The following is a 24,601-nucleotide window of genomic DNA, read 5'->3' as shown; positions in this document are numbered from 1 at the left end:
CGCCCGTGCCGTTGCCGGCTGACGCCTCGACGTCCGGCAGGCGGGGCGGCCCGGTCCCTTCATTCACGAAGCCGTGACCTGTGTAATGAGAGCGATCGTGCCGCCGTACGGCTTAGGCGAAGGACAGAAGGGATCTGTCGGCCTTCGCATAAGGATGCGGAGACCGGGATGCTCACTCATTCGCCTTACGAGCCGCTCGATGCCGATTCTCTGGTCGACCGGCTGGGCGCTCTGCCGGCGATGATGGAGCGTGTGGGCCCGGCCGCGCATTGGCGGGTGCGCGAGGTCGGTGACGGAAATCTCAACCTCGTCTTCATCGTCGAGGGGCGGGCCGGATCGGCGGTGGTCAAGCAGGCGCTACCCTATGCGCGGGTGGTCGGCGAAAGCTGGCCCATGTCGCTCGACCGATCCTTCTTCGAGCATGAGGCGCTGCTGCGCCTGGACAGCCGCGATCCCGGCCGCCTGCCGGCGATCTATCATTTCGATCGCCACCAGGCGATCCAGGTGATGGAGCACCTTTGGCCTCACGTCATCCTGCGCAAGGGCCTGATGGCGGGAGAGCGCTTCCCGCTCATGGCCGGGCAGCTCGGGCGCTATCTCGCGCGGACGCTGTTCCGGGGGTCCGACTGGGCCATGGATACGACGCGGCGGAAGGCAGATCTCGCCGTGTTCGCCGGCAATGTGGAACTGTGCGGCATCACCGAGGACCTGTTTTTCACCGATCCGTTCCACGAGTGCGCGCGCAACAGCCATAACCCGGCGCTGGACCACGCGGTCGCCGCCATCCGCGCCGACCGCGACCTGAAGCTCGCCGCGCTCGAGCTGAAGGCGCGCTTCTGCGGCACCGCGCAGACGCTGCTGCACGGGGATCTGCACACCGGGTCGATCATGGTCTGCCAGGAGGACACCCGCGTCATCGACGCGGAGTTCGCCACCTATGGGCCGATGGGCTTCGACATCGGCTCGCTGCTCGCCAATCTGTGGATGGCGGTCTTCGCCCAGCCCGGGCTCCGTCCGGACGATGGCGAGACGCGTGCCTACCGCCGCTGGATACTCGACACGGCAGAGACGATCTGGAACGTCTTCGTGGAGGAGTTCACGCGGCTGTGGCGCTGCGAGCGCAACGGCATTCTCGGCGGCCGGGAGCTGTTCGAAGATCAGGCGGACCCGGTCGGCGGCGAGCTCGCGCTCAACGCGATGATTGATGGCATCTGGCATGACGCGGTCGGCTTCTCCGGCATCGAGATCCACCGCCGCATCCTCGGTCTCGCCCATATCCCCGAATTCGAATCGATCACGGACGCGGCGCTGCGCGCCGGCTGCGAGCATCGGGCGCTGAGGGCCGGACGGGTCCTTGCGGTCGAGCGCGGACGTTTCGCCACCATCGGGCAGGTGCGCACGCTCATCGCCAGGCTGGAGGGCGACGACCTATGACGGACGCGCGGTCCTCCGGCCCATATGCACGGCCGAATGGCCGGCGCCGTTCAGCGACGGGAAATGGCGATCCGGATGATGTCGTCGGGCGGGATCGGCGTTCCCTCGCCGGCCTTCCACGTTGGAAGCTTCGGGAAGTCCTCCCGTGGCAGGTCCAGCACGTTGAGGTGCCGGGCGAGGATGGCCACGGTCTCGATCGGCACGCCGACCGGGCGCGCGCCGTGCCCGAACCACCCGCCGTACGGCATCACCAGCACGATGTGGCCGTCGGGGGTGCGCACGACGGCCTCGACGTGACCCAGCACGCGGTCGTCGAAATCCTGCATCGGCAGGCCGATCAGATCGCCGACCCGGACCTTCTGCGGGAAGCGGCGCTCCATCCGCTGCTGCGGCGTGAGCCCGTTCTGCTCCGGTCGCGGCAGGGTGTGCGCCCCGCCTTCCGCGCGCATCGGCTTCGGCTCGTCGGCACGGGCGGCTCCGGGCATGGCGCCGAGAAGCAAGACCCCAAGCAGAGAACAGGCAAATTCGCGGCGCATGACGGCTATCTCCTTCAATGATGTTGGCGGATGTGTAGTGATAATCTTCTTTATCATCAAGTAAATTTCGCATCGCGCTCTGCAGAATTCGGAAAAGAGAACTGAAATGAAGAGAATGCATCCTGTTGTCGTTAGGGTTATGCATTGGATAAATGCGGTCGCAATGATCATCATGATCATGAGCGGCTGGAAAATATATAATGACGAAGTTATCTTTGGGTTTCTGCACTTCCCCGATGCGATCACGCTCGGCCCCTGGGCCCAGCACGGCCTGCAGTGGCACTTCTTCGGCATGTGGATTTTAGGGCTGAACGGGCTCGCCTATCTCGCCTATGGCCTGGCATCGGGCCGGTTCCGCCGCCTGCTGCTGCCAATCTCGCCGCGCGACGTCCTCCGCGAGGCCTTGGCCGCGCTCCGCTTCCGCCTGCAGCATGCCGACCTCACCCACTACAATGCCGTGCAGAAGACGCTCTATGTCGGGGTGATACTGATCATCATCCTGCAGGTGATCTCGGGGCTGGCGATCTGGAAGCCCGTGCAGTTCTCTTTCCTGACCGCCCTGTTCTATGATTTTCAGGGCGCGCGGCTGGCCCATTTCTTCGGCATGGTCGCGATCTGTCTGTTCATGGTCGTGCATGTCGCCCTGGCGCTGCTGGTGCCGAAGACGCTGATCGCCATGATCACCGGCGGCCCCCGCGTGGCCGACGACACCGCCCGACGCGCCGCGTCGGTCCCCGCCGCGAACAGGTGAGAGATCGAACCATGGCCATCATGCGACGTCCGGCCTCGCTGTTCCGTCCGCGCCGCGGTCCCGACCAGGCGGTCCTCACGGACAACCGGTCGCTGGTCGAGGAGATCGACCGGCGCAAGCTGCTGCGCGGCGCCGTCAGCCTCGGCGCGCTGTCGATGCTCACGGGCTGCGACATCGCCGAGCAGAGCCAGGTGCAGAGCGCGCTGCGCACGGTCTCCGCGTTCAATGACTGGGTGCAGGCCGCGATCTTCGATCCGAACAAGCTGGCGCCGACCTATTCCGTCGACCAGGTGGTCAAGCCGCCCCGCTTCAACGCCTATTACGAGATCGAGGACGTCAAGCCGGTCGACCTCGCCAGCTGGAAGCTGGAACTGAGCGGGCTCATCGCCGACAAGCGCCCGTGGAGTCTCGATCAGATCTCTGCCCTTCCCGAGCAGGAAGAGATCATCAAGCATATCTGCGTGGAGGGCTGGGACTATATCGGCCAGTGGTCGGGGCCCAATCTCCGGCAGTTCCTGACCCGCATCGGCGCGGACCTGACGGCCAAGTACGTCGCCTTCCACGGCCAGGACGACTATATGGAGAGCATCGACATGGCCTCCGCCTTGCACCCGCAGACCATCCTCGCCACCAAATATGCCGGCGAGCCGATCACCGATCCGTTCGGCGCGCCCCTGCGCCTGCGCACCGCCGTGAAGCTTGGCTTCAAGAACCCCAAATGGATCCGGGCGATCGAGGTGACGAACACCTATCAGGAGGGGTTCTGGGAGAAGCAGGGCTTCAACTGGTTCAGCGGCCTGTGAGCGCGACGGGAGGAACCGCGCATCGGATTCGCCGTCCGAATGGCGCGGCCAGCAAGCCGTGATGTTCTCGTTCGGATCGACCTTCCTGGCCGCTGCGGTCGGCCTTGTCCTGTGGACCGGTGCGGGCTATGGGCTGGCGCGCGCTCTCGGATTCGACCGTGCCCTGGCGCTGCCGGTCGCGCCGGTGCTCGGCTGGACCGTGCTGAACGCCCTGGCGCTGGAACTGGCGCGGTGGGGCGGCATCCCGACCGTCGGCACCATGGCCGCGCTCGCCCTGGTGGTGGGCGCCTGTTTGCTGGGCGACAGGAGCCGCGTCGAGGCGCCGGACGACACGCCGGCCATGCCGGTCTGGATCTATCTCGCCGCCGCCATCCTCGCGCTGGCGCCGGCGATGGCCGTGGTGCCGAAGGAGACGCACGCCGGCATCGCCCTGGCCCCGGCGATCTTCGACCATTCGAAGATCGCGCTCATCGACGCCATCGTCCGGGACGGGATGCCGCCGGTCAATCCGTTCTACGGTCCCCCGGGCGCGCCGGCGGGTGTCGCCTACTACTATTTCTGGCACTTCGGCGCGGCCCAGCTCGCCGCTCTCACCGGTGCCCGCGGGTGGGAGGCCGATGCCGCGGCGAGCTGGTTCACGGCATTCTCCACGCTGCTGCTGATGGCCGCCCTGGCGCTGCGCTTCGCGCGCTCGCCCCGCGCCCCGGCGCTCGCCATCGCACTCTGCGCCACCGGCTCGCTGCGCTCGGTGCTCGCGGGGGCGATCGGGCAAGAACGGCTCGCGGGCGTGCTCAGTCCGGCAACCGGCCTTGCCGGCTGGCTGTTTCAGTCGAGCTGGAGCCCGCACCATGTTGCGGCAGCCGGCGCCCTGGTCATGGCCACGCTCCTGGCGGTGCGGCTCGCCGCAACCCCAAGGGCGCTGACGGCCCTCGTGTTGGGGCTGGTGGGCACCGGTGCCTATCAAAGCTCGATCTGGGTCGGCGGCGTCGTGCTGGCCCTCGCCATGCTGGCGCTGCTGCCCCTGCTGCTGCGCAGCGTCCCGCCTGGCGGCGTGCCGCGCTTCCTTCTCGCCGGGCTGGGCGCGGCGGCTCTGGCGCTGGCGCTCGCCGCCCCGCTTCTGGTCGAGCAATATCACGCCGGCATGATGCGCGGCGGCGCGAGCCCGGTCGCCATCTCCCCGTTCCCGGTTCTCGCCGAGGACGCCGCCGGGCGCTTCGGGTGGCTTGTCGACCTCCCCGCTTATTGGCTGGTGCTGCTGGTGGTCGAGTTCCCGCTGATCTATCCCATCGGCGCGGTGGCGCTCTGGCGGCTGACCTCGGGAAGGGACGCAGGCCCGCTTGCCGCCCGCGATGCGCGGGCGCTCGGGCTGCTCACGCTGGTCAGCCTGGCCGCGAGCTGGCTGCTGGTCAGCACGGTCGGCGAGAACAACGACCTCGGCTGGCGCGCGGTGCTGCCGGGGCTGATGGTGCTCACGGCGGCGGCGGCGGCGGGTCTGGTGCGTCTCATGGAACGGCGCGGCCGGATCGCGTCCACGCTGGCACTCGCCGGCTTCGCGGCGAGCCTCGTGGGAGGCATCGGCATCGCTGCCGGCAATGCGCGGGGTGAGGTATCCACCGACGCCGCATGGTTCGCACGCGCGCCCGCCATGTGGGCGGCGGTGCGGCGCCACGCATCGGTGGAGGCGCGGGTGGCGAACAATCCGGCGCTGTTCGCCACCATGACGCCGTGGCCCGTCAACATTTCCTGGGCATTGCTGGCCGATCGCCGGTCCTGTTTCGCCGGCAACGAACTGGCGATTGCCTTCGCGCCGCTCTCGCCGCAGCGGCGTGGCGCGATATCCGATCGCTTCCTGCGGACGTTCGCAGGCGCGGGATCCGCGGACGATATCCGCGCGATGGCCGAGACCTATGGCTGCCAGATCGTCCTGATCACCGCCCGCGACGGAGCCTGGGCGCGCGACCCCTTTGCGCACAGCCCGCTTTATCGCCTGGCCGTGACCGAGCCCGGGGCCTGGCGCGTGTACGTTGCGACGCCGTCCTCGAGCGATCCGGTGCGGCCGGCGCCGTCCACCACCCCAAAGGGGTGGCGCCGGTAGCCACGGGGACGATCCCGGCCAGCACATCCTGTCCATCGATCATGGCAAGGTGCTCTTCGTCATGGCGACGACGCACGAATACGGACCCGCGTTGCGCGCGCGGATGGATCCGCTGATCTGCGGCGTCGGGCCGGTCGCGGCGGCGGCCGCGACGGCGACGGCGCTGGCACGGCCCGACCATGCCGGGTCGTTGCCGGACCCCGTCTTCACCCGCGGGTCTGCCGGATCGCGGCGGCTCGATCACGCCGGCATCTATCAGATGGCCAGCGAGAGCTACCGAGACATGGACGCCGCGCCCCCCGGTTTCGAGAAGGGGATAGCCCCGTTTCTCGACCTACCGGCACGATCGCTTCATGGCATCACCACATCAGGAAGCGCCGGCCGAGGGCGTACCCCGCCGCCGAGACCAGGGCGAGGGGCATGGGGTACCACAAGGCCATGAAGAGCGGGCTGTCATCGTCGCAATTGGCGGCATAGAACGTCGCGGCGATGGCTGCGGCACCCAGGCCGGCGACGGCACCCGTCAGGCCCGGTCGCGTGGGCGCTCCCCGGCGCAGCACGGCCATGAGGCAGGTGAGCGGCCCCAATGCCAGCAACGGGATGAGGGTGAGGCAGAAGCGGGCATTGTGGCCAATCATGCTCCCCTTCCAGGCCTCCGGTGGCGTCGTCACCAATTCGAGCGCGACGGCACCGGCGAGCAGCAGCGGAGCGGCGCAGAGGACCCTCAGGGCCCAGCCGCCACGCGCGCCGGGACACCCCAGCGCCAAGGCGAGGGCGGTGGCTCCCGCTGCCAGAGGCATTGCGATCGCAAACTTGAAAAGAAAGCGGACCGTTCTCAATGCGTGTTCGAAATCCGTTCGAACGCCGATGAACGAAAAGAAGGCCAGTCCCGCGATCAAGACTGCGGCGGTCGCCATCACCAGGAACAGCGAGTGAAAGGGCCAGCCGGGGGTGGCATCCTGGGCCAGAAGCTCGATGAGTTCATCGGTCTTCACGTCGGCCTCCCGCATCACGCTCATACGAGGAGATACGCTGGACGATGCGCTTTCGTTACAGCCTCGGGGAGGGGACTCCGCGCTGCGGGACGGTGCCCGTGGCGGCAGTTCGCGCGACGGCGCCGCCGGCGGCGCAGCGGGCTCCGGCCGCCGCGCCGCCGCTGCGCGGAGGGAACTTCCCCGCCCGCGTCTTCGCGAGGTGCCAGGCGATCTCGGGCGGGATCCCGCGTGGCGGCAAAATCCCGCTAGCTTCGCGCCAGCACGAGCACGCCGACGAGGATGATGGCGATCCCCGTCGCGCGGGCGGGGGACATCGGCTCGCCGAGCAGCTGCCATCCCGCCAGCGCCACCAGGACGAACCCGAGGGCGAGGAACGGATAGGCGAAAGAGACGTCGATGCGGCCCAGGATGTAGAGCCAAGTAAGGAGGCTAAATCCATAGCAGGCCAGTCCCGCCAGAATGGTGGGGCGCAAGGCCAGGTCCGCAAAGCCGGCGAGGACCGAGCCGTTCCCCGCCTGGGCCGCCGATCGTGCTCCGATCCGCAACAATATCTGCGCGAGCGCGTTGAGCGTCACGCTGGCGAGAATCAGGCCGATCACCGCGGTCCGTGTCATCCTAGCGCCGCGCGCGGTGGTGCCGGTTCCGCCGCCGAAAGGGCTGCCAGCTCGGCCATGCCGTCGGCGAAGTCGACCGTTGGGGTCCAGCCGAGTTCGCGCCGCAGCCGGGACGAATCGGCGGTTATGTGACGGACGTCGCCGAGCCGGTACTGTCCGGTCACCACCGGCGCCGGGCCGTCCAGCGCGCGCGCCAGCGCATGGGCCATGTCGCCCACAGCGCGCGGGGCGCCGGAGCCGACATTGTAGGCTCTGACGCCCTCGGCCGGCCGCTCGCAGGCGCGCACGGTGGCGGCCGCCACGTCCCGCACATGCACGAAGTCGCGCCGCTGCCGACCATCTTCGAACACCTTCGGCGCCTCGCCCCGCCGCAGCGCGGAGGTGAAGATGGAAGCGACGCCGGCATAGGGTGTGTCGCGCGGCATGCCGGGACCGTAGACATTGTGGTAGCGCATCATCGCCGCCGAGCCGCCCGTCGCGCGCGCCCAGTTGGCGGCGTAGAACTCCTGCGCCGCCTTGCTGGTGGCATAGGCGTTGCGCGGATCGAACGAGGTCTCCTCAGCCACAAGCCCGACGGCCAGCGGCCGGCCGCACACCGGACAGGGCGGCTCGAAATCGCCGGCGGCGAGCGCGCGCTCGACGCGCGGTCCGGGCCGGACGGCGCCATGCTCCGGGCACTGGCCGAAGCCTTCGCCATACACCACCATCGAGCTGGCCAGCGTCAACCGCGCCACGCCCGCCCGCGCCATGGCGGCGAGCAGTTCGGCGGTGCCGACATCATTGGAGGACGCATAATCGGGCATGTCGTCGATATCGACACCCAATCCCACCTTGGCGGCGAGATGGATGACGGCATCGACGCCGCGTACGGCCTGCGAGACGAATGCCGCGTCGCGCATGTCGCCCACCCGCGTTTCGACGCCGCGGGGCGTCGTCCATGCGGGCCCGGAACGATGCACGTCCGGCCGCAGGGAATCCAGCGCCCGCACGTCGTGGCCACGCTCAAGCAGCTGGGCGAGCACATGCTGGCCGATGAAGCCGGCGGCGCCGGTGAGAAGGACGCGCATGATTTTCTCCCTGATCGCTCAACGGCGCGCCACGGGCACCACCGCCGGCCCGGACGGTCGTCCCGCGCGCTGGTGCCGCGCCAAGCGCATGAAGGTGGTCGATATCTTCCAGGCCGCGCTCAGTCCGGCGACGAGATTGCCGGAGACCTTCGACTGCCCACCGCGTCGGCAGCGGTGATCGACCGGCACTTCCAGGCAGCGCAGGCCGGCTCCTGCCGCGCGCATCTGCATCTCCAGATTCCAGCCATAGGTCTGCTCGCGCATGCCGAGCGCGACGAGATGGTCGGTCCGCATCGCCCGCAGCGGCGACATGTCGGTGAAGCGCACGCCGTAGGTCAGGCGCAGGAGCACGCCGGCGAGCCGGCCCGCGACAAGTTGCTGGGGCGTCATGGACCCGGGTTCGCGCCGGCCGCGCAGCCGCGAGCCCATCACGAAATCCGCCGTGCCGGCCAACACGGGCGCCACCACCAAGGGCAGGAAGGCAGGCACGTCGCTGCCATCGCCGTCGAGAAAGCAGACGATGTCGCTCCCGGCGCCGACCGCGGCGAGCCCGGTGGCGCAGGCGCGGCCGTAGCCGCGCACCGGCTCGGATACAATGCGCGCCCCCGCGGCGGCCGCCCGCTCGGCCGTGCGGTCACGCGAGCCGTTGTCGACGACGATCACCTCGCCGACCCCCTCGGCCAGCACGTCGCGCACCACCGCCCCGATGGCCGCTTCTTCGTCCAGGCAGGGAATGATGACGGCGACACGCCGCAGAGCGCCCTGCTCCATCATGCCGCACCTGCCCGCGCGGGTTGCGGCGCGGCCAGAGCGGCGCGCCGGCGTCGCACGAAAGCGGCTGTGCGCGCCGCGGGCTGGCGCGCGAGGTCGGCGGACGCGAAGGCCAGCGGCAGACCGTCCAGCTCCCGCTCCAGAAGCGCATAGGATGCGGCGTCGTCCACGTCGTACCAGGGCGCGAGCTCGACAACCGGCAGACCGATGTCGCGGGCCCGCTCCAGCGTCAACCGGTACACCTCCGATGTGCTCCACGGAATGTCCGTGAACAGCTGCGGATGCGCGCGGGAAAGGCCGACGAAGGTGTAGCCGCCGTCCAGCGCCGGGCTGAGGACCGCCCGGTCGCCGCCTTTCAGCGCGTCGACCGCCTGCCGGAGCACCGCTTTCGGCAAGGTGGGGCTGTCGGAATTGATGAGGATGGCGCCCGCATGTCCGCGCGCGAGCAGGTCGGCGATGCCCTTGTCGAGCCGCCGGCCGAGATCGCCCTCGCCCTGAAGCACCAGTCCGAAATCGGGCGGGAGCAGTCGGCTCAAAGCGTCTTCCGTTCCCGCCGGCGTATAGACGGCATAGCCCTCCGCCTCGCCCTCGGCGGCAAGCTCCGCGATGGTGGCGGAAAGGTCGGCAATGAAACAGGCGGAGATTTCCGCGCATTCCTCGGGGCGCAAGGGCGGCGACAGGCGGGTCTTGGATTTGCCCGGCGCGGGCGTCTTGCAGATGATGGCCACGGCGACGGCAGACATGATGCGCATCCTCACATGTGGGTCACAAGGTCGAGCGCGCCGGCAAGGTCGCGATACAGGTCGCCGGGGTCTTCCAGGCCGACGGAAAGCCGCAGCAGGTCGTCGGGGCAGGGCGAGCCTTTCCCCTCGATCGAGGCGCGGTGCTCGATGAGGCTTTCGATGCCGCCGAACGAGGTCGCGCGGCGCCACAGCTGAACCCGGGCGGCGGCGGTGATGGCTGCCGCAACGCCGCCGCGCAGGCGCAGGGACAGCATGCCGCCAAAACCGCTCGGCATCTGCCGTGCGGCGATCGCATGGCCGGGATGGTCGGGCAGTCCGGGATACAGGACCGCGCCGACCGCCGGATGTCCGCGCAGCCGCTCGGCGATCAAGGCGGCGCTGCGGCTCTGTTCCTTTACGCGCAGGTCGAGCGTGCGCAGCCCGCGCGTCAGAAGCCAGGCGTCAAACGAGCCGAGCACGGCCCCCTGCTGGTCGCGCATGTCCTTGATGCGCGACCAGAGTTCCGAACGGTCGGCACTCGCCAAGGCGCCCGCGACCACATCCGAATGGCCGTTGAGATACTTGGTTGCGGAGTGCATCACGAGGTCGGCGCCGAAGACCAGCGGATTGGTCAGCACCGGCGTGGCAACGGTGGAATCGGCACAGACCATCGCCCCGGCCCGGTGGGCGAGATCGGCCACGGCGGCGATGTCGGTCACGGTCCAGAGCGGGTTGCTCGGGGTCTCGATCCAGACCAGCCCGGTCTTGCCGGCGCGAAGGGCCGACCGAACTTCGTCGGGCCTCGACATGTCGACGAAGCTCACCTCGTGACGGTGGCGGTGGGGGGATTGCAGCCACACGCGCAGACCCCAATACATGTCGCGCGGCGCCACGATGTGGGTCTGCGGCAGGGCCGTGAACACGGCGATGGCGGCCGCCATGCCCGAGCCGAACAGAGCGGCGTCCCGCGCATGTTCGAGCTCGGCGATCTGCCGCTCGGCCTGCTGGACCGTCGCATTGTCCTTGCGGCCGTAGACGTGGCCGGAGCTGTAGCCATTGTCGGGATCCCGCACGTAGGTGGTGCTCACGTCGATCGAGGGCGTCAGCGCGGTCGACGGCGGCCGTCCGACGCCGAGGGCGCGGGTGGCCACGGTCCGGGGCTGAAAGGGGCTGGAGGGACGGTCGTCCATGGCACCTGCGATCGGTGAGCGGCCAGAGTCAAACGTGATGCGCCCCGGCCCGCGGCCGGCGGCATCCTGTGTCCTCTACGCGGGGAGGAGCCACTTCGTTACAGCGCGCCTCCATTTTTGGGACGGACCGGCATTGGGCGCGGCCGCGGAGCGCGCCGCCGGATCGCCGGACGCGCCGGATCGGCCCAAGGCAACGCGCCGGAAGGGTCGGACCGGACCACGGGCGCCCGGCAGGTCATGGGGCCGCGGCGATGGCGCGGCTGCGCGCGGGCGGGCCGCTCGGCCCGCCGCAGCCGAGGACAAGGGGTGCCACAAGGGGAATGTCCGCCGGCTCCGATGTCCGCGCCCCGCCCCGCGGGGCGAGGACCGAGACCGCGGCGAACAGGGCGGCGGCGATGCCGATCCGCTCGCGTCTGCGCGCCATCCTCTCGGTCCCCCCGCGCATGGGAGCCGCGTCAGACCCTGCCGCCCGCTTTCTGCATCGGTCCCGCCTGCTCGGCGACGACCAGCTGCGGCAATTGAGAGAGCGTCTGCACGGCGAAATCCGCCGCCTCGGCGTAGGCCTCCTCCTGCATCCTGAGCGCCTTGAACATGGTAAGGGTCGGCCGATGTCTCGTCGCGCAGGCCGGTGTTGGCCCGCAAGACGACTTCATCGAACTGCGCTTCCAACAGGGGATCGCATCGCGGCAGGATCGCGCCAAGGATTGCACCGAGGAAGCCGATCGGCACGCTGGCAATGGCGGGGTTGACGACCGGAAACTGCGCGGTGATCGAGGCGGATGAATTGGCGATTGCCCCGGCGCAGCCGGCTGTCGAACGCCCCGAAGGGCCGGGCGTCGAGCCGCTTGGCGTGGAGGGGCTGGGCCTCGGCGAACAGGTGCGCCGCTTTGAAGCCGCGCTCATAGAGGGCGCCCTGCGGCGTTTCCCCACCACGCGGGCCGCGGCGCGCCATCTCGGGGTGAGCAAGTCCACCATCGTCCGCAAGATGAAGGGCGCGCGCGAGACGCGGCGCTAAGGCTGCCGCGCCGGGCGTGATGCGCTCTTGTCTGGCGCTCCCTGTTTTGTCAGGCCAGCCGCTCAGCTTTGCTGACATGCCCGATGCCCGCAGGCGGAAGGATTGTCGGCACGCCTCTGTTCCGCCCGTCCGCATCGAAGGCCGCGCGACCTGGGAGCCGGCCGCTCATGCTTCGCCCCCGGGCAAGGTCGGTGCGCTCCGGCAGGCCGACCGCGCCACGCCGTCAATCGTCCTTCAACCGGTAGCCCACCCCGGGCTCGGTGATGATGAAGCGCGGGTCGGCGGCATCGTCGCCCAGCTTCTCGCGGATGTGGCCGATGGCGATGCGCAGGTAATGGGTGTCGTCCAGGTGGGCCGGGCCCCAGACGGTGGCGAGAAACTGGCGATGGGCGACCAGCCGCCCGGGATGGCGTGCCAGCAGCGCCAAAACGTCGAACTCCTTACGGGTGAGCTTCACCTCGCGCCCGTCCACCCGCACCGTGCGGTTCGCGAGATTGACCACGAGGGCCCCGAGCATCTGCTCGGCGGGCTCGGCGGCGCGGTCGAGCCGGGCGCGCAGGAGCGCCCGCAGGCGCGCCAGCAGCTCGCCGACCGAGAACGGCTTGGTGACGTAGTCGTCGGCGCCCGCGTCCAGAGCCGCGATCTTCTCGGCCTCCTGGTCGCGCACCGACAGAACCAGGATCGGCACGCGCGACCACTCGCGAATGGCGGCGATCACCGCCTTGCCGTCCATGTCCGGCAGGCCGAGGTCGAGCACCACGCAGTCTGGGGCCGAGGTGGCGGCAAGCTCGATCCCCTGCCGTCCGCGCTCGGCCTCGGCCACCTCGTAGCCGCCGCTGCCGAGAGCGATGCGCAGGAAGCGGCGGATCGGCGCGTCGTCCTCCACCACGAGGATGCGGGCGCGGTGCGTGTCGAGGTCCGTCATGTGCCATCGTCGATGGGCGCCGCGGCCAGAGGCAGCCGCAGGGCGATGCTCGCGCCTTGCCCGCCTGGGCCCTCCAGCGCCTTTGCCGTGCCGCCGTGAGCCTCCACGAGGCCGCGCACGATGGCAAGGCCGAGGCCGGTGCCGGCGGGCCGCCCGTCGCCCTGGGTGACGCGGTGGAACAGGTCGAACACCTTTTCCCGCTCGCCTTCGGGGATGCCCGGCCCCTGGTCGGTGACGGTGACCTGCGCCTCGCCGCCCTCGGCTCGGGCCGCCAGGGTGATGGCGGTGCCCGGCGGGGCATATTTGGCGGCGTTCTCGATCACGTTGGTGAGCGCCTGGCCGATCAGCACCGGGTCCACGTTCAGCATGGGCAGGTCGCGCGGGATCTGAACCTCGAGCCGGTGGCCCGCGAGGATGCGGGACAGATCGGTGCGCACGCGCCCGACGATCTCGGCAAGGTCCACCGGCGCGCGCTTGGGGCTCAGGACCCCATGGCCGAGCCGGGTCATGTCGAGCAGGTTCTGCACGTAGCGATCGAGCCGGCGCGCCTCGTCGAGGGCGGTGCCGATCAGCTCGCGCCGGTCGTCGCCGCTGAGGGTTCCCTTGTCCTCCGCGAGCGAGGAGACGGTGCCGATGACGGTGGCGAGCGGGGTGCGCAGATCGTGGCTCACGGAATTCAGCAGCGCGCCGCGCAGCCGCTCGCTCTCCGCCGAAACGCGGGCATCGGCCAGTTGCTCGGCAAGACGCACCCGCTCCACCGCCACGGCCACCTGGTCCTCCACCGCGAGCAGCAGGCGCCGGGTCTCGGGATCGAGGCTGCGGGTGCGGTCGCGGAACCGCACGCCGATGACGCCGAGCGGCCTGTCGCCCGCGGCCAGCGGCACGAACAGCCATTCGCTCATGGGAAGGGTGGCGGTGCCGGAGCCGGCCGGCGCATTGCGCTCGTAGGCCCAGCGCGCCGCCCCCTCGGCGCGGGCGTCGAGCTCCTCGATGGAAGGATGGCCCTGCACCTGTTCCAGGGTCCCCGACGGGTCGGGCATGAGGATCAGGGACTGGCAGTCGAGCGTCGCCGCGATGTGATAGGCGGCGGCCCACAGCACGTCGTCGGCCTGGCTCGCGGAGGCTATCTTGCGGGCGAAGTCGTAGAGCGTCTCGGTGCGCCGCTGGGCTGCGCGCATGCTCTCCACCTGGGCCTTCAGCCGGCCGGCGAGGGTTCCGGTGAACACCGCGCCGACGAGGAAGACGAGGATCGACACCACGTCCTCGGGATTGCTCACGGCGAGGGTGAAATAAGGCTCAGTGTACAGGAAATTGTAGGCCATCGAGCCGAGCGCGGTGGCCACCAGCGAGGCGCCGAGCCCGTATTTCGCGCCCACCACCAGCACCGCGGTGAGATAGATGGCGGAGACCGCGCCGCCCGGGATCGCGTCCCACACCCCGATGGGCCAGGCAACGAGGCTCGCCAGCGCGATGGCGGTCATCGCCGCCACATAGCCGCGCCAGTCCGGCCGGATCAGCGGCGCGCGCGCCTTGGCGCGCCGGTCGAGCGGACCGTGGGGGGTGACGACCGTCACCTCGAAATCGGTGGCCGTGTCCAAAAGGCGGTCGGCCACCGGCTCGCGGAACAGCCCGGCCAGCTTCCCCCACCAGGCGTCACGGGCGCGGGGGCGGCCGATGACCACGCGGGAGACGTTCCGGCCCCTGGCGAACCGCAGGAGCTCGGCGACCGCGTCGGATTCCGCGTGGAGGGTGACGGTCTCCGCGCCCAGCGTCTCCGCGAGGCGCAGCGCGTCCATGGTGGCGGCGCGCGCGTCCGCCGGCAGGGTCTCGTGGCGCGGCGTGAGCACCGTGGCGACGATCCAGGGGATCTTGGCCCGGTCCGCCATGCGCCGCCCCGCCCGCACCAGGGTTTTCGCCACCGGCGCCTCGTTGACGCAGACCAGCAGGCGCTCCTCGGTCGGCCACGGCCCCTTCACCGCATTGGCCCGCATGTAGGCCAGCATCTCGGCGTCGACCCGGCTCGCCGCGGTGCGCAGCGCCAGCTCGCGCAGCGCCGTGAGATTGCCCTTGGAGAAGAAGTTCTCGAGCGCCTGGCCGACCTGCTGGGGCACGTAGACCTTGCCGTCCTTGAGGCGCTTGATCAGCTCCTCCGGCGGCAGGTCGATCAGCTCGATGTCGTCGGCGCGCTGGAGTACGTGATCCGGCACCGTCTCGCTCACCCGCACGCCGGTGATCCGGGAGACGATGTCGTTGAGGCTCTCGATGTGCTGGATGTTGAGGGTGGTGGTCACGTCGATGCCGGCGTCCAGCACCTCCAGCACGTCCTGCCAGCGCTTGGGATGACGCGAGCCCGGCGCGTTGGTGTGGGCCAGCTCGTCGATGAGGGCGAGCTGCGGCCGGCGCGCGAGGAGCGCATCGAGATCGAGCTCGCTCAGCCTCTGGCCGCGATACTCCACCGACCGGCGCGGCAACTGCTCCAGGGTGCCGAGCAACGCCGCGGTCTCCGACCGGCCGTGGGTCTCCACCAGGGCCACCACCACGTCGACGCCCGCGAGCTGCCGCGAGCGCGCCTCCTCGATCATGGCGAAGGTCTTGCCCACGCCGGGGGAGGCGCCGAGGAAGACCTTCAGGTGCCCCGGCCCGCCGCGGCCGCGCTCCTCGGTCCGCGCCTCCTCGAGGAAGGCTTCGGGCGCTGGACGCTCCTCGGAGGTGGTCGGCATCAATCTACACCTAGCCCGTCACCGCTTCAGGCCATCCAAGGCGAGGTTGAGCGCCAGCACGTTGACGCGCGGCTCGCCGAGGAGGCCGAAGGTGCGGCCCATGGTATGGCGCTTCACGAGCGCGCGCACCTCGTCCTCCGGCAGGGACCGAGCCTTGGCGACGCGCGCCACCTGGAGCGCCGCCGCCGCCGGCGAGATGTCGGGATCGAGCCCCGATCCCGAGGCGGTCACGAGATCGCCCGGCACCGGTCCGCCGCCCAGGGCCTCGACCCGCGCCTTGACGGCATCGGCGAGCGCCGCCGAGCTCGGCGCGAGGTTCGAGCCGGTGGAGCTTGCCGCATTGTAGGGGCTGTCCACGCTCTTCGCGGGGTCCTGCGGGTCGGCGCCGGTGGTGGCGGACGGCCGCCCGTGGAAGTAGCGGTCCGAGGTGAACGCCTGGCCGACCAGGGCCGAGCCCACCACCCGTCCGTCCACCGTGACCCGCGAGCCGTTGGCCGCGCCGGGGAACATCGCCTGGGCGAGGCCGGTGACGGCGAGCGGATAGGCGATGCCGGTGAGCGCGCCGAAGAGCACGAGGAGCACCAGAGCCGGGCGAAGATAGCTGTTCATGACCGTGCGTCCTCTCAGGCCAGATGAAGCAGATCGACGAGCAGGTCGATGGCCTTGATGCCGATGAAGGGAACGATGAGCCCGCCGAGCCCGTAGACCAGCAGGTTGCGTCCGAGAAGCGTCGCGGCGGGGGCGGGCTTGTAGGCGACGCCCTTGAGCGCGATGGGAATGAGCGCCACGATGACGAGCGCATTGAAGATGACGGCGGACAGGATCGCCGATTGCGGGGTTCCCAGCCCCATCACGTCGAGCACGCCGAGGCCCGGATAGGCCGCCACGAACAGCGCGGGCAGGATGGCGAAGTATTTCGCCACGTCGTTGGCCACCGAGAAGGTGGTGAGCGCGCCGCGCGAGATGAGCAGCTGCTTGCCGACCATGACGATCTCGATGAGCTTGGTGGGATCGCTGTCGAGGTCGATCAGGTTGCCGGCCTCCTTGGCGGCCGGCGTGCCGGTGTTCATGGCCACCCCCACGTCCGCCTGGGCGAGCGCCGGCGCGTCGTTGGACCCGTCGCCGCACATGGCGACGAGGCGGCCTTCCGCCTGCTCGCGGCGGATCAACTCGAGCTTCCTCTCCGGCGTCGCCTCCGCAAGGAAGTCGTCCACCCCCGCCTCGGCGGCGATGGCGGCGGCGGTGAGCGGGTTGTCGCCGGTGATCATCACCGTGCGGATGCCCATGCGGCGCAGCTCGGCGAAGCGCGCGCGGATCGCCGGCTTGACCACGTCCTTCAGGTGGATGACGCCGAGCACGCGCTTGTCCTTCGCCACCACCAGGGGCGTGCCGCCGGACGAGCCGATGCGCTTGACGATCTGGTCCACCGCCGGGCTGAGCGGGGCGCCCGAGAGCGCCGCCATGGCGTCGGAGGCGCCTTTGCGGATCGAGGTTCCGCCGGGCAGATCGACGCCGGACATGCGGGTGTGGGCGCTGAAGGGGACGAATTGGGCGCCCGCGTCCAAGTCCGGGTCGAGGCCGAACTTGCGCCGCGCCAGATCGACGATCGACTTGCCCTCCGGCGTGTCGTCGGCGAGGGAGGCGAGGAAGGCGGCTTGCGCCAGGTCCCGCTCGCTGACGCCGGGCGCCGGCTCGAACGCGTCCGCCATGCGGTTGCCGAAGGTGATGGTGCCGGTCTTGTCGAGGAGCAGCACGTCGATGTCGCCCGCCGCCTCCACCGCACGGCCCGACTTGGCGACCACGTTGGCCTTCACGAGCCGGTCCATGCCGGCGATGCCGATGGCCGAGAGCAGGCCGCCGATGGTGGTGGGGATGAGGGTGACGAACAGCGCCACGAGATAGACCACGGGGATGGTGGTGCCGGACCACGCCGCGAAGAAGGGCAGCGTCACCACCACCAGCAGGAACACCAGAGTGAGGCCCGCGAGCAGGATGTCGAGGGCGATCTCGTTGGGCGTCTTCTGGCGCTTGGCGCCTTCCACGAGGGCGATCATCCGGTCGAGGAAGGTCTCGCCCGGCTTGGCGGTCACGCGCACCACCAGCCAGTCGGAGACCAGCCGGGTGCCGCCGGTGACGGACGAGCGGTCGCCGCCGGATTCGCGGATCACCGGCGCGCTCTCGCCGGTGATGGCGCTCTCGTCCACCGAGGCGACGCCCTCCACCACCTCGCCGTCGGTGGGGATGGTGTCGCCCGCCTCCACGAGGATCAGCTCGCCGAGCTCCACGCGCTCGATGTCCCTGTCGCGAGAGACCGTGCGGTCCCTGGGGTTCACCAGCACCTTGGCCTTGGCGGACGACTTGGTGGCGCGGAACGCGTCGGCCCGCGCCTTGCCGCGGCCCTCGGCCACGGCTTCGGCGAAGTTGGCGAACAGCACCGTGAACCAGAGCCAGACGGCGATCTGCAGCCCGATGAGGAAGGACGGGCCGCCCGCCAGCCCCTCGCGCACCACCAGGATGGTGGCGATGAGGCTCACCACGGCGGTGGAGAAGATCACCGGGTTGCGGGCGAGGCTGCGCGGGTCGAGCTTGCGCAGCGCCTGGAGCGCGGCAGGGCCGATGATCTCGGGCGCGAGGAGGCCGAATTCGACGGGGGAATGCTTGCTCATGGGATGCCTCAGAAGGTCCGGCCGGACAGCAGGGAGACCTGCTCGGCGATGGGGCCGAGGGCGAGGACGGGAAGGAAGGTGAGCGCGCCGACGATCAGGATCGTGGCGATCAGCAGCGTGACGAACAGCGCGCCGTGGGTCGGGAAGGTGCCGGCGGTGGGCGCGGCCGTCTTCTTGGCGGCGAGGCTCCCCGCGATGGCGAGGATGGGGATGATGTAGCCGAACCGGCCGAGCATCATGGAAATCCCCAGGAAGGTGTTGTGCCACGGCGTGTTGGCGGTAAATCCGGCGAACGCCGAGCCGTTGTTGCCGCTGGCTGAGGAATAGGCGTAGAGCAACTCGGAGAGGCCGTGCGGCCCGGCGTCCTGCACCGAGGTCTGTGCGGTGCCCGCCGCGATGGCGAGGGCGGCGAGCACGAGCACGCCGAGCGGCATGATGAGGAGCGTGAGCGCGGCGAGCTTCACCTCCCGCGCCTCGATCTTCTTGCCGAGATATTCCGGCGTGCGGCCCACCATGAGGCCGGCCAGGAACACGGTCAGGATCACGAACAGCAGCATGCCCGTCAGGCCGACGCCCACGCCGCCGAAGACCACCTCGCCGAGCTGGATGTTCAGCATGGCGACGAGCCCGCCGAGCGGCGTGAAGCTGTCGTGCATGGCGTTGACCGAGCCGTTGGAGGCGGCGGTGGTGGCGGCGGCCCACAGCGCGGAGCCGAGGACGCCGAAGCGCACCTCCTTGCCCTCCATGTTGCCCGAGGCCGCATCCACCAGGCCCGCCTGCAGCGGGTTGCCGGCCTGCTCGGCGGCATAGATGGCGGCAAATCCCGCGACGAACAGGATCGCCATGGCGGCGAACAGCGCGCGCCCCTGCCGGCGGTCCCCCACCAAGCGGCCATAGGTGAAGCAGAAGGCGGCCGGGATGGCGAGGATGGCCAGCGTCGAGAGGAGGTTGGTGAGCGCCGTGGGGTTCTCCAGCGGGTGGGCGGAGTTCACGTTGAAGAAGCCGCCCCCGTTGGTGCCCAGCTGCTTGATCGCCACCTGGCTCGCCACCGGGCCGATCGACACGGTCTGCTGCGCGCCCTCGAGGGTGGTGGCGTCGAAGGCGGCGGACAGCGTCTGGGGCATGCCGCAGGCGGAAAACACCACGGCGAGGAGGACGGCGCCGGGCAGCAGGATGTAGAGCGTGGCGCGGGTGAGATCGACCCAGAAATTGCCGATCGCCCGGCCCTGGCGCGCGGCAAAGCCCCGCGCCACCGCCGCCGCCACCGCCATGCCGGTGGCGGCGGAGACGAAGTTCTGGGTGGTGAGCCCCACCATCTGGCTGAAGTTGGAGAGCGTGGTCTCGCCGCCATACGACTGCCAGTTTGTGTTGGTCACGAACGAGATCGCGGTGTTGAAGGCGAGGTGGCCCGAAAGGCCGGGAAAGTCCTGAGGGTTCAGCGGCAAAAGATGCTGGAACACGAGGACCAGGAACAGCAAGGCGAAGCCCGCCGCGTTGAAGGCGAGGAGCGCGAAGGCATACGAGGTCCAGCGCTGCTCCTTCTGCGCCGCCGCGCCGGCGGCGCAGAGGAGCGCGCGCTCCACGGGCGCGAGGAAGCGCACGTCGCCGGCGAAGGTCGCCGCCATGTAGGCGCCGAGCGGGACGGCGATGGCGCAGAGAAGGCCGAAATACAGCGCGAACTGGAGGAGATCGTTGGTCATGACGATGTCCCTAGAACAGCTCGGGGCGCACCAGCGCCACGACCAGATAGGTGAAGAGGAGGGCGGCCGTCGCGAGGCCGAGGACGAGATCGAAGGACATCTGCGCCCCCTAGAGCCGGTCGGCCGCGCGGACGGCGGCGGAGGCTATGGCGAAGAGTGCGAGCCCTCCGGCAAGGAAAGCAAGGTCGGCGAGCATGACGAACTCCGGTTCAAACTTCCCCAAAGCTACGCCTCACGCGCATAAAGCGGATAGGTGGATTGGCATGGACCGCATAAAGCGCGCGTAAGGCGGCGCCGCATAGCTTGCCTGTGCACCTTCACGCCCTCAACACTGCCGCAATGTCTCAGACAATGATCGGCGGCCCGCCCCATCGTCGCCGGCGCTGGCCCCGATCAGGGCCATGGCGGCGCCCCGGTGCCGCTGGGACATTGTCCGGTGGCCGGTGCGGCCGCCCTGGATCTCGATGCGGGCGGCGTTGGAGGCCCTGGGCGGGAGGCCTTGGGCGGGAGCCCTTGGGCGGGAGGGCCGCCGGCGCGAGGTCGCGGTGTCGGCGACGCCGTCCGCGCGGTGCCCGAGATGATCGCGGTCGCCGGCTTGCGCCACGCTGCCGCGCCTCACTCATCTGCGCCCGCCGCGCGCCAGCCCCGCGGCTGAAGGTCGTGCCCGCGCCGATCGATCTCGGCACCTTCCCGTTCGAGATGGCCTGGCCTGTCCGCTGCCGCAACGGCCCGGGCCACCGCTGGCTCCGATCCCGCGTTGGCGACGTCGCGACGGAGATCGGCGCGTGGTCCTCGAGCCGGCATGGCGCGCCGGAAGGCTCCTGGGGGGCGGCGGGTGCGTCCCTAGCGGCCCCGCGCCGCGTCGGCGACGGTGGGCGTTCCGCCCTCCAGCACCCGCGCCACATTGTCCGCCACCAGCAGGCTGGCGCGCAGCACCGCGTCCTTGGTGATGCCGGCGATGTGGGGTGAGAGCAGCAGGTTCGGCACGCCGGCGAGGTGCGAGCCGGCGGCCACCGGCTCGGCCTCCATCACGTCGAGCATGGCGCCGCCGAGCGCACCCGATTTCAGCGCCGCGACCATTGCGTGCTCGTCGACGATGCCGCCGCGCGCGGTGTTGATGAGAACGGCGCCGGCCGGCAGCCGGGCCAGCGCCGCGGCATCGACGAGATGGCGCGTCGCATCGGTGAGCGGTACGTGGATGCTGAGGATGTCGGCGCCGTCGAGCAGCGTGCCCACGTCGGCGCAGCGCCGGTCGGCCAGCGCCCAAGCCGGGTCGCCCTCCGACACGAACGGGTCATAGGCTGCGACCGCGATGCCGAATGCCCTGGCGCGCCGCGCCACCTGGCGGGCGATGGCGCCGAAGCCGATCAGGCCGAGCCGCAGGCCCTTGGCGTCGCGCGCCTTGAAGCGGGTGCGCGGCCAGGTGCCGGCGGCGACGTCGGCGGTGGCCTGGAAGGCGCCGCCGCGGGTAAGGCTCAAGAGCGCGCCCATGACGAACTCGGCCACCGTCTCGTCATTGGTCCCGGTGGCCGGCAGTACTGATATTCCCGCCCCGGCGCAGGCGCCGAGGTCGATGTTGTCGAGCCCCACGCCGAGGCGTCCGACCGTCTTGAGATGGGGCGCCTTGGCGAGAAGCGGCGGGCGCACCTGGGTCCGGTTGCGTACGATCAGGCCGCGGCAGTCGGCGAGCAGGGCGTCGAGCGCCTGCGGCCGGTCCACCAGATCGGGATCGTAGACGGTGTCAAAGCGCGCCGCGATCAGATCGACGCCTTCCCGGTCCATGAATTCAGTGATGACGACGGCGGGCATGGCGAGGGGTTCCGCGAAGGGGCGAACGGATCTGCCCGCCCGGGGGCAGGACCCCCGGCGCGGGCAGAAATGAAGAGCGACCGGGCGATCAGGGCTGGCCCGGTCGCAGTCGGCCCGGACTCAGCTTCCCTTGAGCTGATGTGCTTCAGGGAAGAACAGGTCCTGCCATCCGGTGGGCTTGGTCTTGACGGATCCCACCTGGTTCAGGAACGTCGCGAACGCCATGGTGCCCTGCGGCGCCATCGTATAGATCACCTCGGGCTTGGTGATGATCTCGTCGATGAACGCCTGGTCGAGCTTCGACTTGTCGTATTCCTTGTAGAAGCGGGCATATTTCAGCTTATCCGCATTGATGTTTTCAATCGCTTCGTTGAGGCCGGCAACGAAAGCGGCGTAGGTCTTCGGATTTTCATTCCGGAACTTCGCCGTGGTCCAGACCGCATTGAAGGTGTGCGGCCCGCCCACCACGTCGTAGGACGAGAAGACCCGGTGCACCTTCGGGTCGCGCAGCTCCTGATACATGAAGGGCGGCGCGGTGAGGTGGGCGGTCACCTCGGTGCGGCCGGACATCAGCGCAGCCGCGCCGTCCGGATGGGCCATGGCCACGGTGAGGCGGTCGAGCTCGGCATATTTTCCGGGTCCGAACGCCTTCTCGGCGGCCATCTGCAGCACCACCGCCTGGATCGAGGAGCGCACCACCGGCAGCGCGATCCGGTCCTTGTCCGTGAAGTCCTTGATGGTCTTCACGTTGGGATTGATGGTGTTGAGATAGAGCGGCATCGAGTTGATGGCGCCGATGCCCTTGACGTCCAGGTTGCCCTTGGTGCGGTCCCAGATGGTGATGAGCGGGCCGAGGCCGCCTGAGGAGATTTCCAGATTGCCGCCGATCAGCAGGTTGGCCTGCACCGTGCCGCCATCCACCACCAGCCATTCGGTGCTGCTGTCGAGCCCCGCCGCCTTGGCGTGCTTCTCGAACAGCTTCTCGTGCTCCATCACCAAAAGCGGCAGGTAGCTGATGCCGAAGCCCTTGGCGATGCGGATCTTCGACACTTCGGCCTGGGCCGGCGCGGCGAGCGCGGCCCCGGCGGCGAGGGCGAGCGCGAACGCCGCCCTGCGGGTGAAAACGCCCATGGTCTTCCTCCTCTTATCGTTGCGTGTGCAGGCAGGGTCGCCTGCGGCGCCGCTCTGTGGCGGCTTCTTCAGGGCCGGACGCCGGCCTTGAGCTTGGGTCCCACGTTCTGCGCCAGCGCCCCCTGGGCGGCGTCGATGAAGCGGATGAGATAGGGGCGGGTCTCGCGTGGATCGATCACGTCCTCCACCGCGAATGCCTCGGCGGTGCGCAGAGGCGAGGCGAGCGAGCGCAGTTCGGCCTCGATCTCGCGCTCGCGGGCGAGCGGATCGGGTGCGGCTTGGATCTCGCGCTTGAAGGCGGCGGCGACGCCGCCCTCCACCGGCAGCGAGCCCCATTCGCCCGAGGGCCAGGCGATCTTCAAATCGAGGCCGCGCTTCGAGGTGGTGGCCATGCCGGCCATGCCGTAGCACTTGCGGATCACCAGCGTGATGGTGGGCACCGTGAGCTGTCCGCCCACATAGACGCAGCGCATGCCCTCGCGCAGGGTGGCGGCCACCTCCGCCTGCTGGCCCACCATGAAGCCCGGCACGTCCACGAGGAAGATGAGCGGGATGTTGAAGCCGTCGCACAATTCCATGAAATGGGTCTGCTTGCGCGCCGCCTTCACGTCCATGGCGCCGCCATGGACCATGGGATTGTTGGCGACGATGCCGACCACCTTGCCGTTGAGGCGCGCGAACTGGGTGATCACCGACTTGCCGAACGAGGGCTGGATCTCGAAACCGCTGTCCTTGTCGACGATCAGCTTGATGAGGCGGCGCATGTCATAGGGACGCCGCCGCTCGCGCGGGACGATGGAGAGCAGCGCCTCCTCCATGCGGTCCACCGGATCGCCGGTCGGCACCACCGGCGGCAGCTCCCACACATTGGCGGGCATGTAAGAGAGATAGCGCCGGATCATCTCCAGGCACGCCGCCTCGTCCTTGGCGAAATTGTCGATGGTGCCGGCCACGTCCACCGCCACCGCGGCGCCGCCCAGCTCCTCCTTGTCGATCTTCTGGCCGAGCGAGCGCTCCACCACCGGCGGGCCGGCGGCGAACACCTGGCTCGTGCCCTTCACCATCACCGACCAGTGGGCGAGGATGGCGCGCCCCGCCGGGCCGCCGGCGGCGGTGCCCATCACCGCGCACACCACCGGCACCTTGCCGAGCAGCTCGATGGAGCGGTCGAAGCTGTCCACGCCGGGAAACACGGTGTAACCGCGCCGGCGCGCGCCCGTCACCGTGCCGCCGGCGCCGTCGATGAGGCTCACCAGCGGGATGCGGTAGTTGGCGGCGAGGTCTTCCACGAAGCCGCCCTGGCCGCCCTTGCGGCGGAAGCCGCCCCAGCTGGTGCCGCCGCGCACGGTGAAGTCCTCGCCGCCCACGGCGACCGGGCGCCCGTCGATCTGCGCGAGGCCCATCACGTAGGGGGCAGGCGTCACGCCCGCGAGCTTGCCGTCCTCATAGCGCGCCTGGCCGGTGAGCGATCCCACCTCCTGGAACGAGCCCTGGTCCACCAGGCCGTCGATGCGCTCGCGGATGGTGAGGCGGCCGAGGGAATGGTGGCGCGCCACCGCCGCCTCGCCGCCGAGGGCGGCGGCATGGCGGCGGCGCTGGGCGATCTCCTCTACTTCCGCGGCCCAGCTGTCGGGGAGGGCGGGGCGCTCATTCATGG

22 protein-coding genes are annotated in these 24,601 nt (G+C 69.9%); 5 read left to right on the top strand and 17 right to left on the bottom strand.

What is annotated here, in order from left to right; translation table 11 throughout:
* Positions 1–168: 168 nt before the first annotated feature.
* Complete coding sequence (gene mtnK / locus ABLE88_RS04345) at positions 169–1,434, top strand: S-methyl-5-thioribose kinase (RefSeq protein WP_348830230.1); 1,266 nt, start codon at positions 169–171, stop codon at positions 1,432–1,434.
* A gap of 50 nt (positions 1,435–1,484) precedes the next feature.
* Here the strand turns inward: mtnK and ABLE88_RS04340 are convergent, their stop codons facing one another.
* On the bottom strand, positions 1,485–1,970 hold the full coding sequence (locus ABLE88_RS04340) for a PRC-barrel domain-containing protein (protein ID WP_348830229.1): 486 nt from the start codon (positions 1,968–1,970) through the stop codon (positions 1,485–1,487).
* A gap of 106 nt (positions 1,971–2,076) precedes the next feature.
* On the opposite strand from ABLE88_RS04340, the gene ABLE88_RS04335 reads away from it, so the two are divergent.
* The 3 genes from ABLE88_RS04335 to ABLE88_RS04325 all read left to right on the top strand — a co-directional run bounded on the left by ABLE88_RS04335 (position 2,077) and on the right by ABLE88_RS04325 (position 5,619).
* A complete protein-coding gene (locus ABLE88_RS04335) occupies positions 2,077–2,721 on the top strand; it encodes a cytochrome b/b6 domain-containing protein (RefSeq protein ID WP_348830228.1) in 645 nt (214 codons plus the stop codon).
* 11 nt (positions 2,722–2,732) lie between these two features.
* The gene (locus tag ABLE88_RS04330) at positions 2,733–3,524 is read left to right on the top strand and encodes a molybdopterin-dependent oxidoreductase (protein ID WP_348830227.1); all 792 of its coding nucleotides are present in this window, start codon (positions 2,733–2,735) and stop codon (positions 3,522–3,524) included.
* 61 nt (positions 3,525–3,585) lie between these two features.
* Entirely contained in the window at positions 3,586–5,619 is a 2,034-nt protein-coding gene (locus tag ABLE88_RS04325; protein WP_348830226.1) for a hypothetical protein, read from the top strand.
* Between the two features lie 359 nt (positions 5,620–5,978).
* Here ABLE88_RS04325 and ABLE88_RS04315 read toward each other — a convergent pair whose 3' ends face one another.
* The 7 genes from ABLE88_RS04315 to ABLE88_RS04285 form a co-directional block, all read right to left on the bottom strand.
* The gene (locus ABLE88_RS04315; protein WP_348830225.1) at positions 5,979–6,614 is read right to left on the bottom strand and encodes an NrsF family protein; all 636 of its coding nucleotides are present in this window, start codon (positions 6,612–6,614) and stop codon (positions 5,979–5,981) included.
* A gap of 245 nt (positions 6,615–6,859) precedes the next feature.
* Positions 6,860–7,228, bottom strand: a complete 369-nt coding sequence (locus ABLE88_RS04310) for a DMT family transporter (RefSeq protein WP_348830224.1) — start codon at positions 7,226–7,228, stop codon at positions 6,860–6,862.
* A complete protein-coding gene (locus ABLE88_RS04305) occupies positions 7,225–8,295 on the bottom strand; it encodes an NAD-dependent epimerase/dehydratase family protein (protein WP_348830223.1) in 1,071 nt (356 codons plus the stop codon). Before ABLE88_RS04305 ends, ABLE88_RS04310 begins: the two co-directional genes overlap by 4 nt.
* An 18-nt stretch (positions 8,296–8,313) precedes the next feature.
* Complete coding sequence (locus tag ABLE88_RS04300) at positions 8,314–9,066, bottom strand: glycosyltransferase family 2 protein (RefSeq protein ID WP_348830222.1); 753 nt, start codon at positions 9,064–9,066, stop codon at positions 8,314–8,316.
* Positions 9,066–9,809, bottom strand: a complete 744-nt coding sequence (locus ABLE88_RS04295) for a TIGR04282 family arsenosugar biosynthesis glycosyltransferase (RefSeq protein ID WP_348830221.1) — start codon at positions 9,807–9,809, stop codon at positions 9,066–9,068. Before ABLE88_RS04295 ends, ABLE88_RS04300 begins: the two co-directional genes overlap by 1 nt.
* Positions 9,810–9,820: 11 nt before the next feature.
* The gene (locus ABLE88_RS04290; protein WP_348830220.1) at positions 9,821–10,978 is read right to left on the bottom strand and encodes a trans-sulfuration enzyme family protein; all 1,158 of its coding nucleotides are present in this window, start codon (positions 10,976–10,978) and stop codon (positions 9,821–9,823) included.
* Positions 10,979–11,433: 455 nt separating this feature from the next.
* Positions 11,434–11,571, bottom strand: coding sequence for a hypothetical protein (locus ABLE88_RS04285; protein ID WP_348830219.1), 138 nt, complete (start codon positions 11,569–11,571; stop codon positions 11,434–11,436).
* Between the two features lie 38 nt (positions 11,572–11,609).
* Between ABLE88_RS04285 and ABLE88_RS04280 the strand changes: the two genes are divergently transcribed.
* Complete coding sequence (locus tag ABLE88_RS04280; RefSeq protein WP_348830218.1) at positions 11,610–11,993, top strand: helix-turn-helix domain-containing protein; 384 nt, start codon at positions 11,610–11,612, stop codon at positions 11,991–11,993.
* Between the two features lie 223 nt (positions 11,994–12,216).
* Here ABLE88_RS04280 and ABLE88_RS04275 read toward each other — a convergent pair whose 3' ends face one another.
* The 9 genes from ABLE88_RS04275 to ABLE88_RS04230 all read right to left on the bottom strand — a co-directional run bounded on the left by ABLE88_RS04275 (position 12,217) and on the right by ABLE88_RS04230 (position 24,599).
* The gene (locus ABLE88_RS04275) at positions 12,217–12,918 is read right to left on the bottom strand and encodes a response regulator (protein WP_348830217.1); all 702 of its coding nucleotides are present in this window, start codon (positions 12,916–12,918) and stop codon (positions 12,217–12,219) included.
* A complete protein-coding gene (locus tag ABLE88_RS04270) occupies positions 12,915–15,638 on the bottom strand; it encodes an ATP-binding protein (RefSeq protein WP_348830216.1) in 2,724 nt (907 codons plus the stop codon). Before ABLE88_RS04270 ends, ABLE88_RS04275 begins: the two co-directional genes overlap by 4 nt.
* An 18-nt stretch (positions 15,639–15,656) precedes the next feature.
* The gene (kdpC, locus tag ABLE88_RS04265) at positions 15,657–16,247 is read right to left on the bottom strand and encodes a potassium-transporting ATPase subunit KdpC (protein ID WP_348830215.1); all 591 of its coding nucleotides are present in this window, start codon (positions 16,245–16,247) and stop codon (positions 15,657–15,659) included.
* A 14-nt stretch (positions 16,248–16,261) separates the two neighbouring features.
* Complete coding sequence (kdpB, locus tag ABLE88_RS04260) at positions 16,262–18,304, bottom strand: potassium-transporting ATPase subunit KdpB (protein WP_348830214.1); 2,043 nt, start codon at positions 18,302–18,304, stop codon at positions 16,262–16,264.
* Positions 18,305–18,312: 8 nt separating this feature from the next.
* Positions 18,313–20,004, bottom strand: a complete 1,692-nt coding sequence (kdpA, locus tag ABLE88_RS04255) for a potassium-transporting ATPase subunit KdpA (RefSeq protein WP_348830213.1) — start codon at positions 20,002–20,004, stop codon at positions 18,313–18,315.
* Between the two features lie 10 nt (positions 20,005–20,014).
* Positions 20,015–20,104 carry a potassium-transporting ATPase subunit F gene (locus ABLE88_RS04250; protein ID WP_348830212.1) on the bottom strand — a complete coding sequence of 30 codons (90 nt, stop codon included), beginning with the start codon at positions 20,102–20,104 and terminating at the stop codon, positions 20,015–20,017.
* A gap of 743 nt (positions 20,105–20,847) precedes the next feature.
* Positions 20,848–21,813 carry an NAD(P)-dependent oxidoreductase gene (locus ABLE88_RS04240; protein WP_348830211.1) on the bottom strand — a complete coding sequence of 322 codons (966 nt, stop codon included), beginning with the start codon at positions 21,811–21,813 and terminating at the stop codon, positions 20,848–20,850.
* Positions 21,814–21,933: 120 nt separating this feature from the next.
* Positions 21,934–22,944, bottom strand: coding sequence for an ABC transporter substrate-binding protein (locus ABLE88_RS04235; protein WP_348830210.1), 1,011 nt, complete (start codon positions 22,942–22,944; stop codon positions 21,934–21,936).
* A 68-nt stretch (positions 22,945–23,012) separates the two neighbouring features.
* A complete protein-coding gene (locus ABLE88_RS04230; RefSeq protein WP_348830209.1) occupies positions 23,013–24,599 on the bottom strand; it encodes an acyl-CoA carboxylase subunit beta in 1,587 nt (528 codons plus the stop codon).
* Between the last annotated feature and the right edge of the window lie 2 nt (positions 24,600–24,601).

This window comes from Xanthobacter luteus (assembly GCF_040049235.1).
Taxonomy (GTDB): Bacteria; Pseudomonadota; Alphaproteobacteria; order Rhizobiales; family Xanthobacteraceae; genus Xanthobacter.
Note: the sequence above shows the minus strand (reverse complement) of the source record. Positions and strands in the feature narration are given on the sequence as shown.

Bases quoted from the DNA above. Each gene is read 5' to 3' on its own strand.
- ABLE88_RS04335 (WP_348830228.1), top strand. From the start codon at position 2,077: ATGAAGAGAATGCATCCTGTTGTCGTTAGGGTTATGCATTGGATAAAT.
- ABLE88_RS04235 (WP_348830210.1), bottom strand. From the start codon at position 22,944: ATGGGCGTTTTCACCCGCAGGGCGGCGTTCGCGCTCGCCCTCGCCGCC.
- mtnK (WP_348830230.1), top strand. From the start codon at position 169: ATGCTCACTCATTCGCCTTACGAGCCGCTCGATGCCGATTCTCTGGTC.
- ABLE88_RS04295 (WP_348830221.1), bottom strand. From the start codon at position 9,809: ATGTCTGCCGTCGCCGTGGCCATCATCTGCAAGACGCCCGCGCCGGGC.
- kdpA (WP_348830213.1), bottom strand. From the start codon at position 20,004: ATGACCAACGATCTCCTCCAGTTCGCGCTGTATTTCGGCCTTCTCTGC.
- ABLE88_RS04340 (WP_348830229.1), bottom strand. From the start codon at position 1,970: ATGCGCCGCGAATTTGCCTGTTCTCTGCTTGGGGTCTTGCTTCTCGGC.
- ABLE88_RS04250 (WP_348830212.1), bottom strand. From the start codon at position 20,104: ATGTCCTTCGATCTCGTCCTCGGCCTCGCGACGGCCGCCCTCCTCTTC.
- ABLE88_RS04325 (WP_348830226.1), top strand. From the start codon at position 3,586: ATGTTCTCGTTCGGATCGACCTTCCTGGCCGCTGCGGTCGGCCTTGTC.
- ABLE88_RS04290 (WP_348830220.1), bottom strand. From the start codon at position 10,978: ATGGACGACCGTCCCTCCAGCCCCTTTCAGCCCCGGACCGTGGCCACC.
- ABLE88_RS04300 (WP_348830222.1), bottom strand. From the start codon at position 9,066: ATGGAGCAGGGCGCTCTGCGGCGTGTCGCCGTCATCATTCCCTGCCTG.
- kdpC (WP_348830215.1), bottom strand. From the start codon at position 16,247: ATGAACAGCTATCTTCGCCCGGCTCTGGTGCTCCTCGTGCTCTTCGGC.
- ABLE88_RS04285 (WP_348830219.1), bottom strand. From the start codon at position 11,571: ATGTTCAAGGCGCTCAGGATGCAGGAGGAGGCCTACGCCGAGGCGGCG.
- ABLE88_RS04270 (WP_348830216.1), bottom strand. From the start codon at position 15,638: ATGCCGACCACCTCCGAGGAGCGTCCAGCGCCCGAAGCCTTCCTCGAG.
- kdpB (WP_348830214.1), bottom strand. From the start codon at position 18,304: ATGAGCAAGCATTCCCCCGTCGAATTCGGCCTCCTCGCGCCCGAGATC.
- ABLE88_RS04305 (WP_348830223.1), bottom strand. From the start codon at position 8,295: ATGCGCGTCCTTCTCACCGGCGCCGCCGGCTTCATCGGCCAGCATGTG.
- ABLE88_RS04330 (WP_348830227.1), top strand. From the start codon at position 2,733: ATGGCCATCATGCGACGTCCGGCCTCGCTGTTCCGTCCGCGCCGCGGT.
- ABLE88_RS04275 (WP_348830217.1), bottom strand. From the start codon at position 12,918: ATGACGGACCTCGACACGCACCGCGCCCGCATCCTCGTGGTGGAGGAC.
- ABLE88_RS04240 (WP_348830211.1), bottom strand. From the start codon at position 21,813: ATGCCCGCCGTCGTCATCACTGAATTCATGGACCGGGAAGGCGTCGAT.
- ABLE88_RS04230 (WP_348830209.1), bottom strand. From the start codon at position 24,599: ATGAATGAGCGCCCCGCCCTCCCCGACAGCTGGGCCGCGGAAGTAGAG.
- ABLE88_RS04310 (WP_348830224.1), bottom strand. From the start codon at position 7,228: ATGACACGGACCGCGGTGATCGGCCTGATTCTCGCCAGCGTGACGCTC.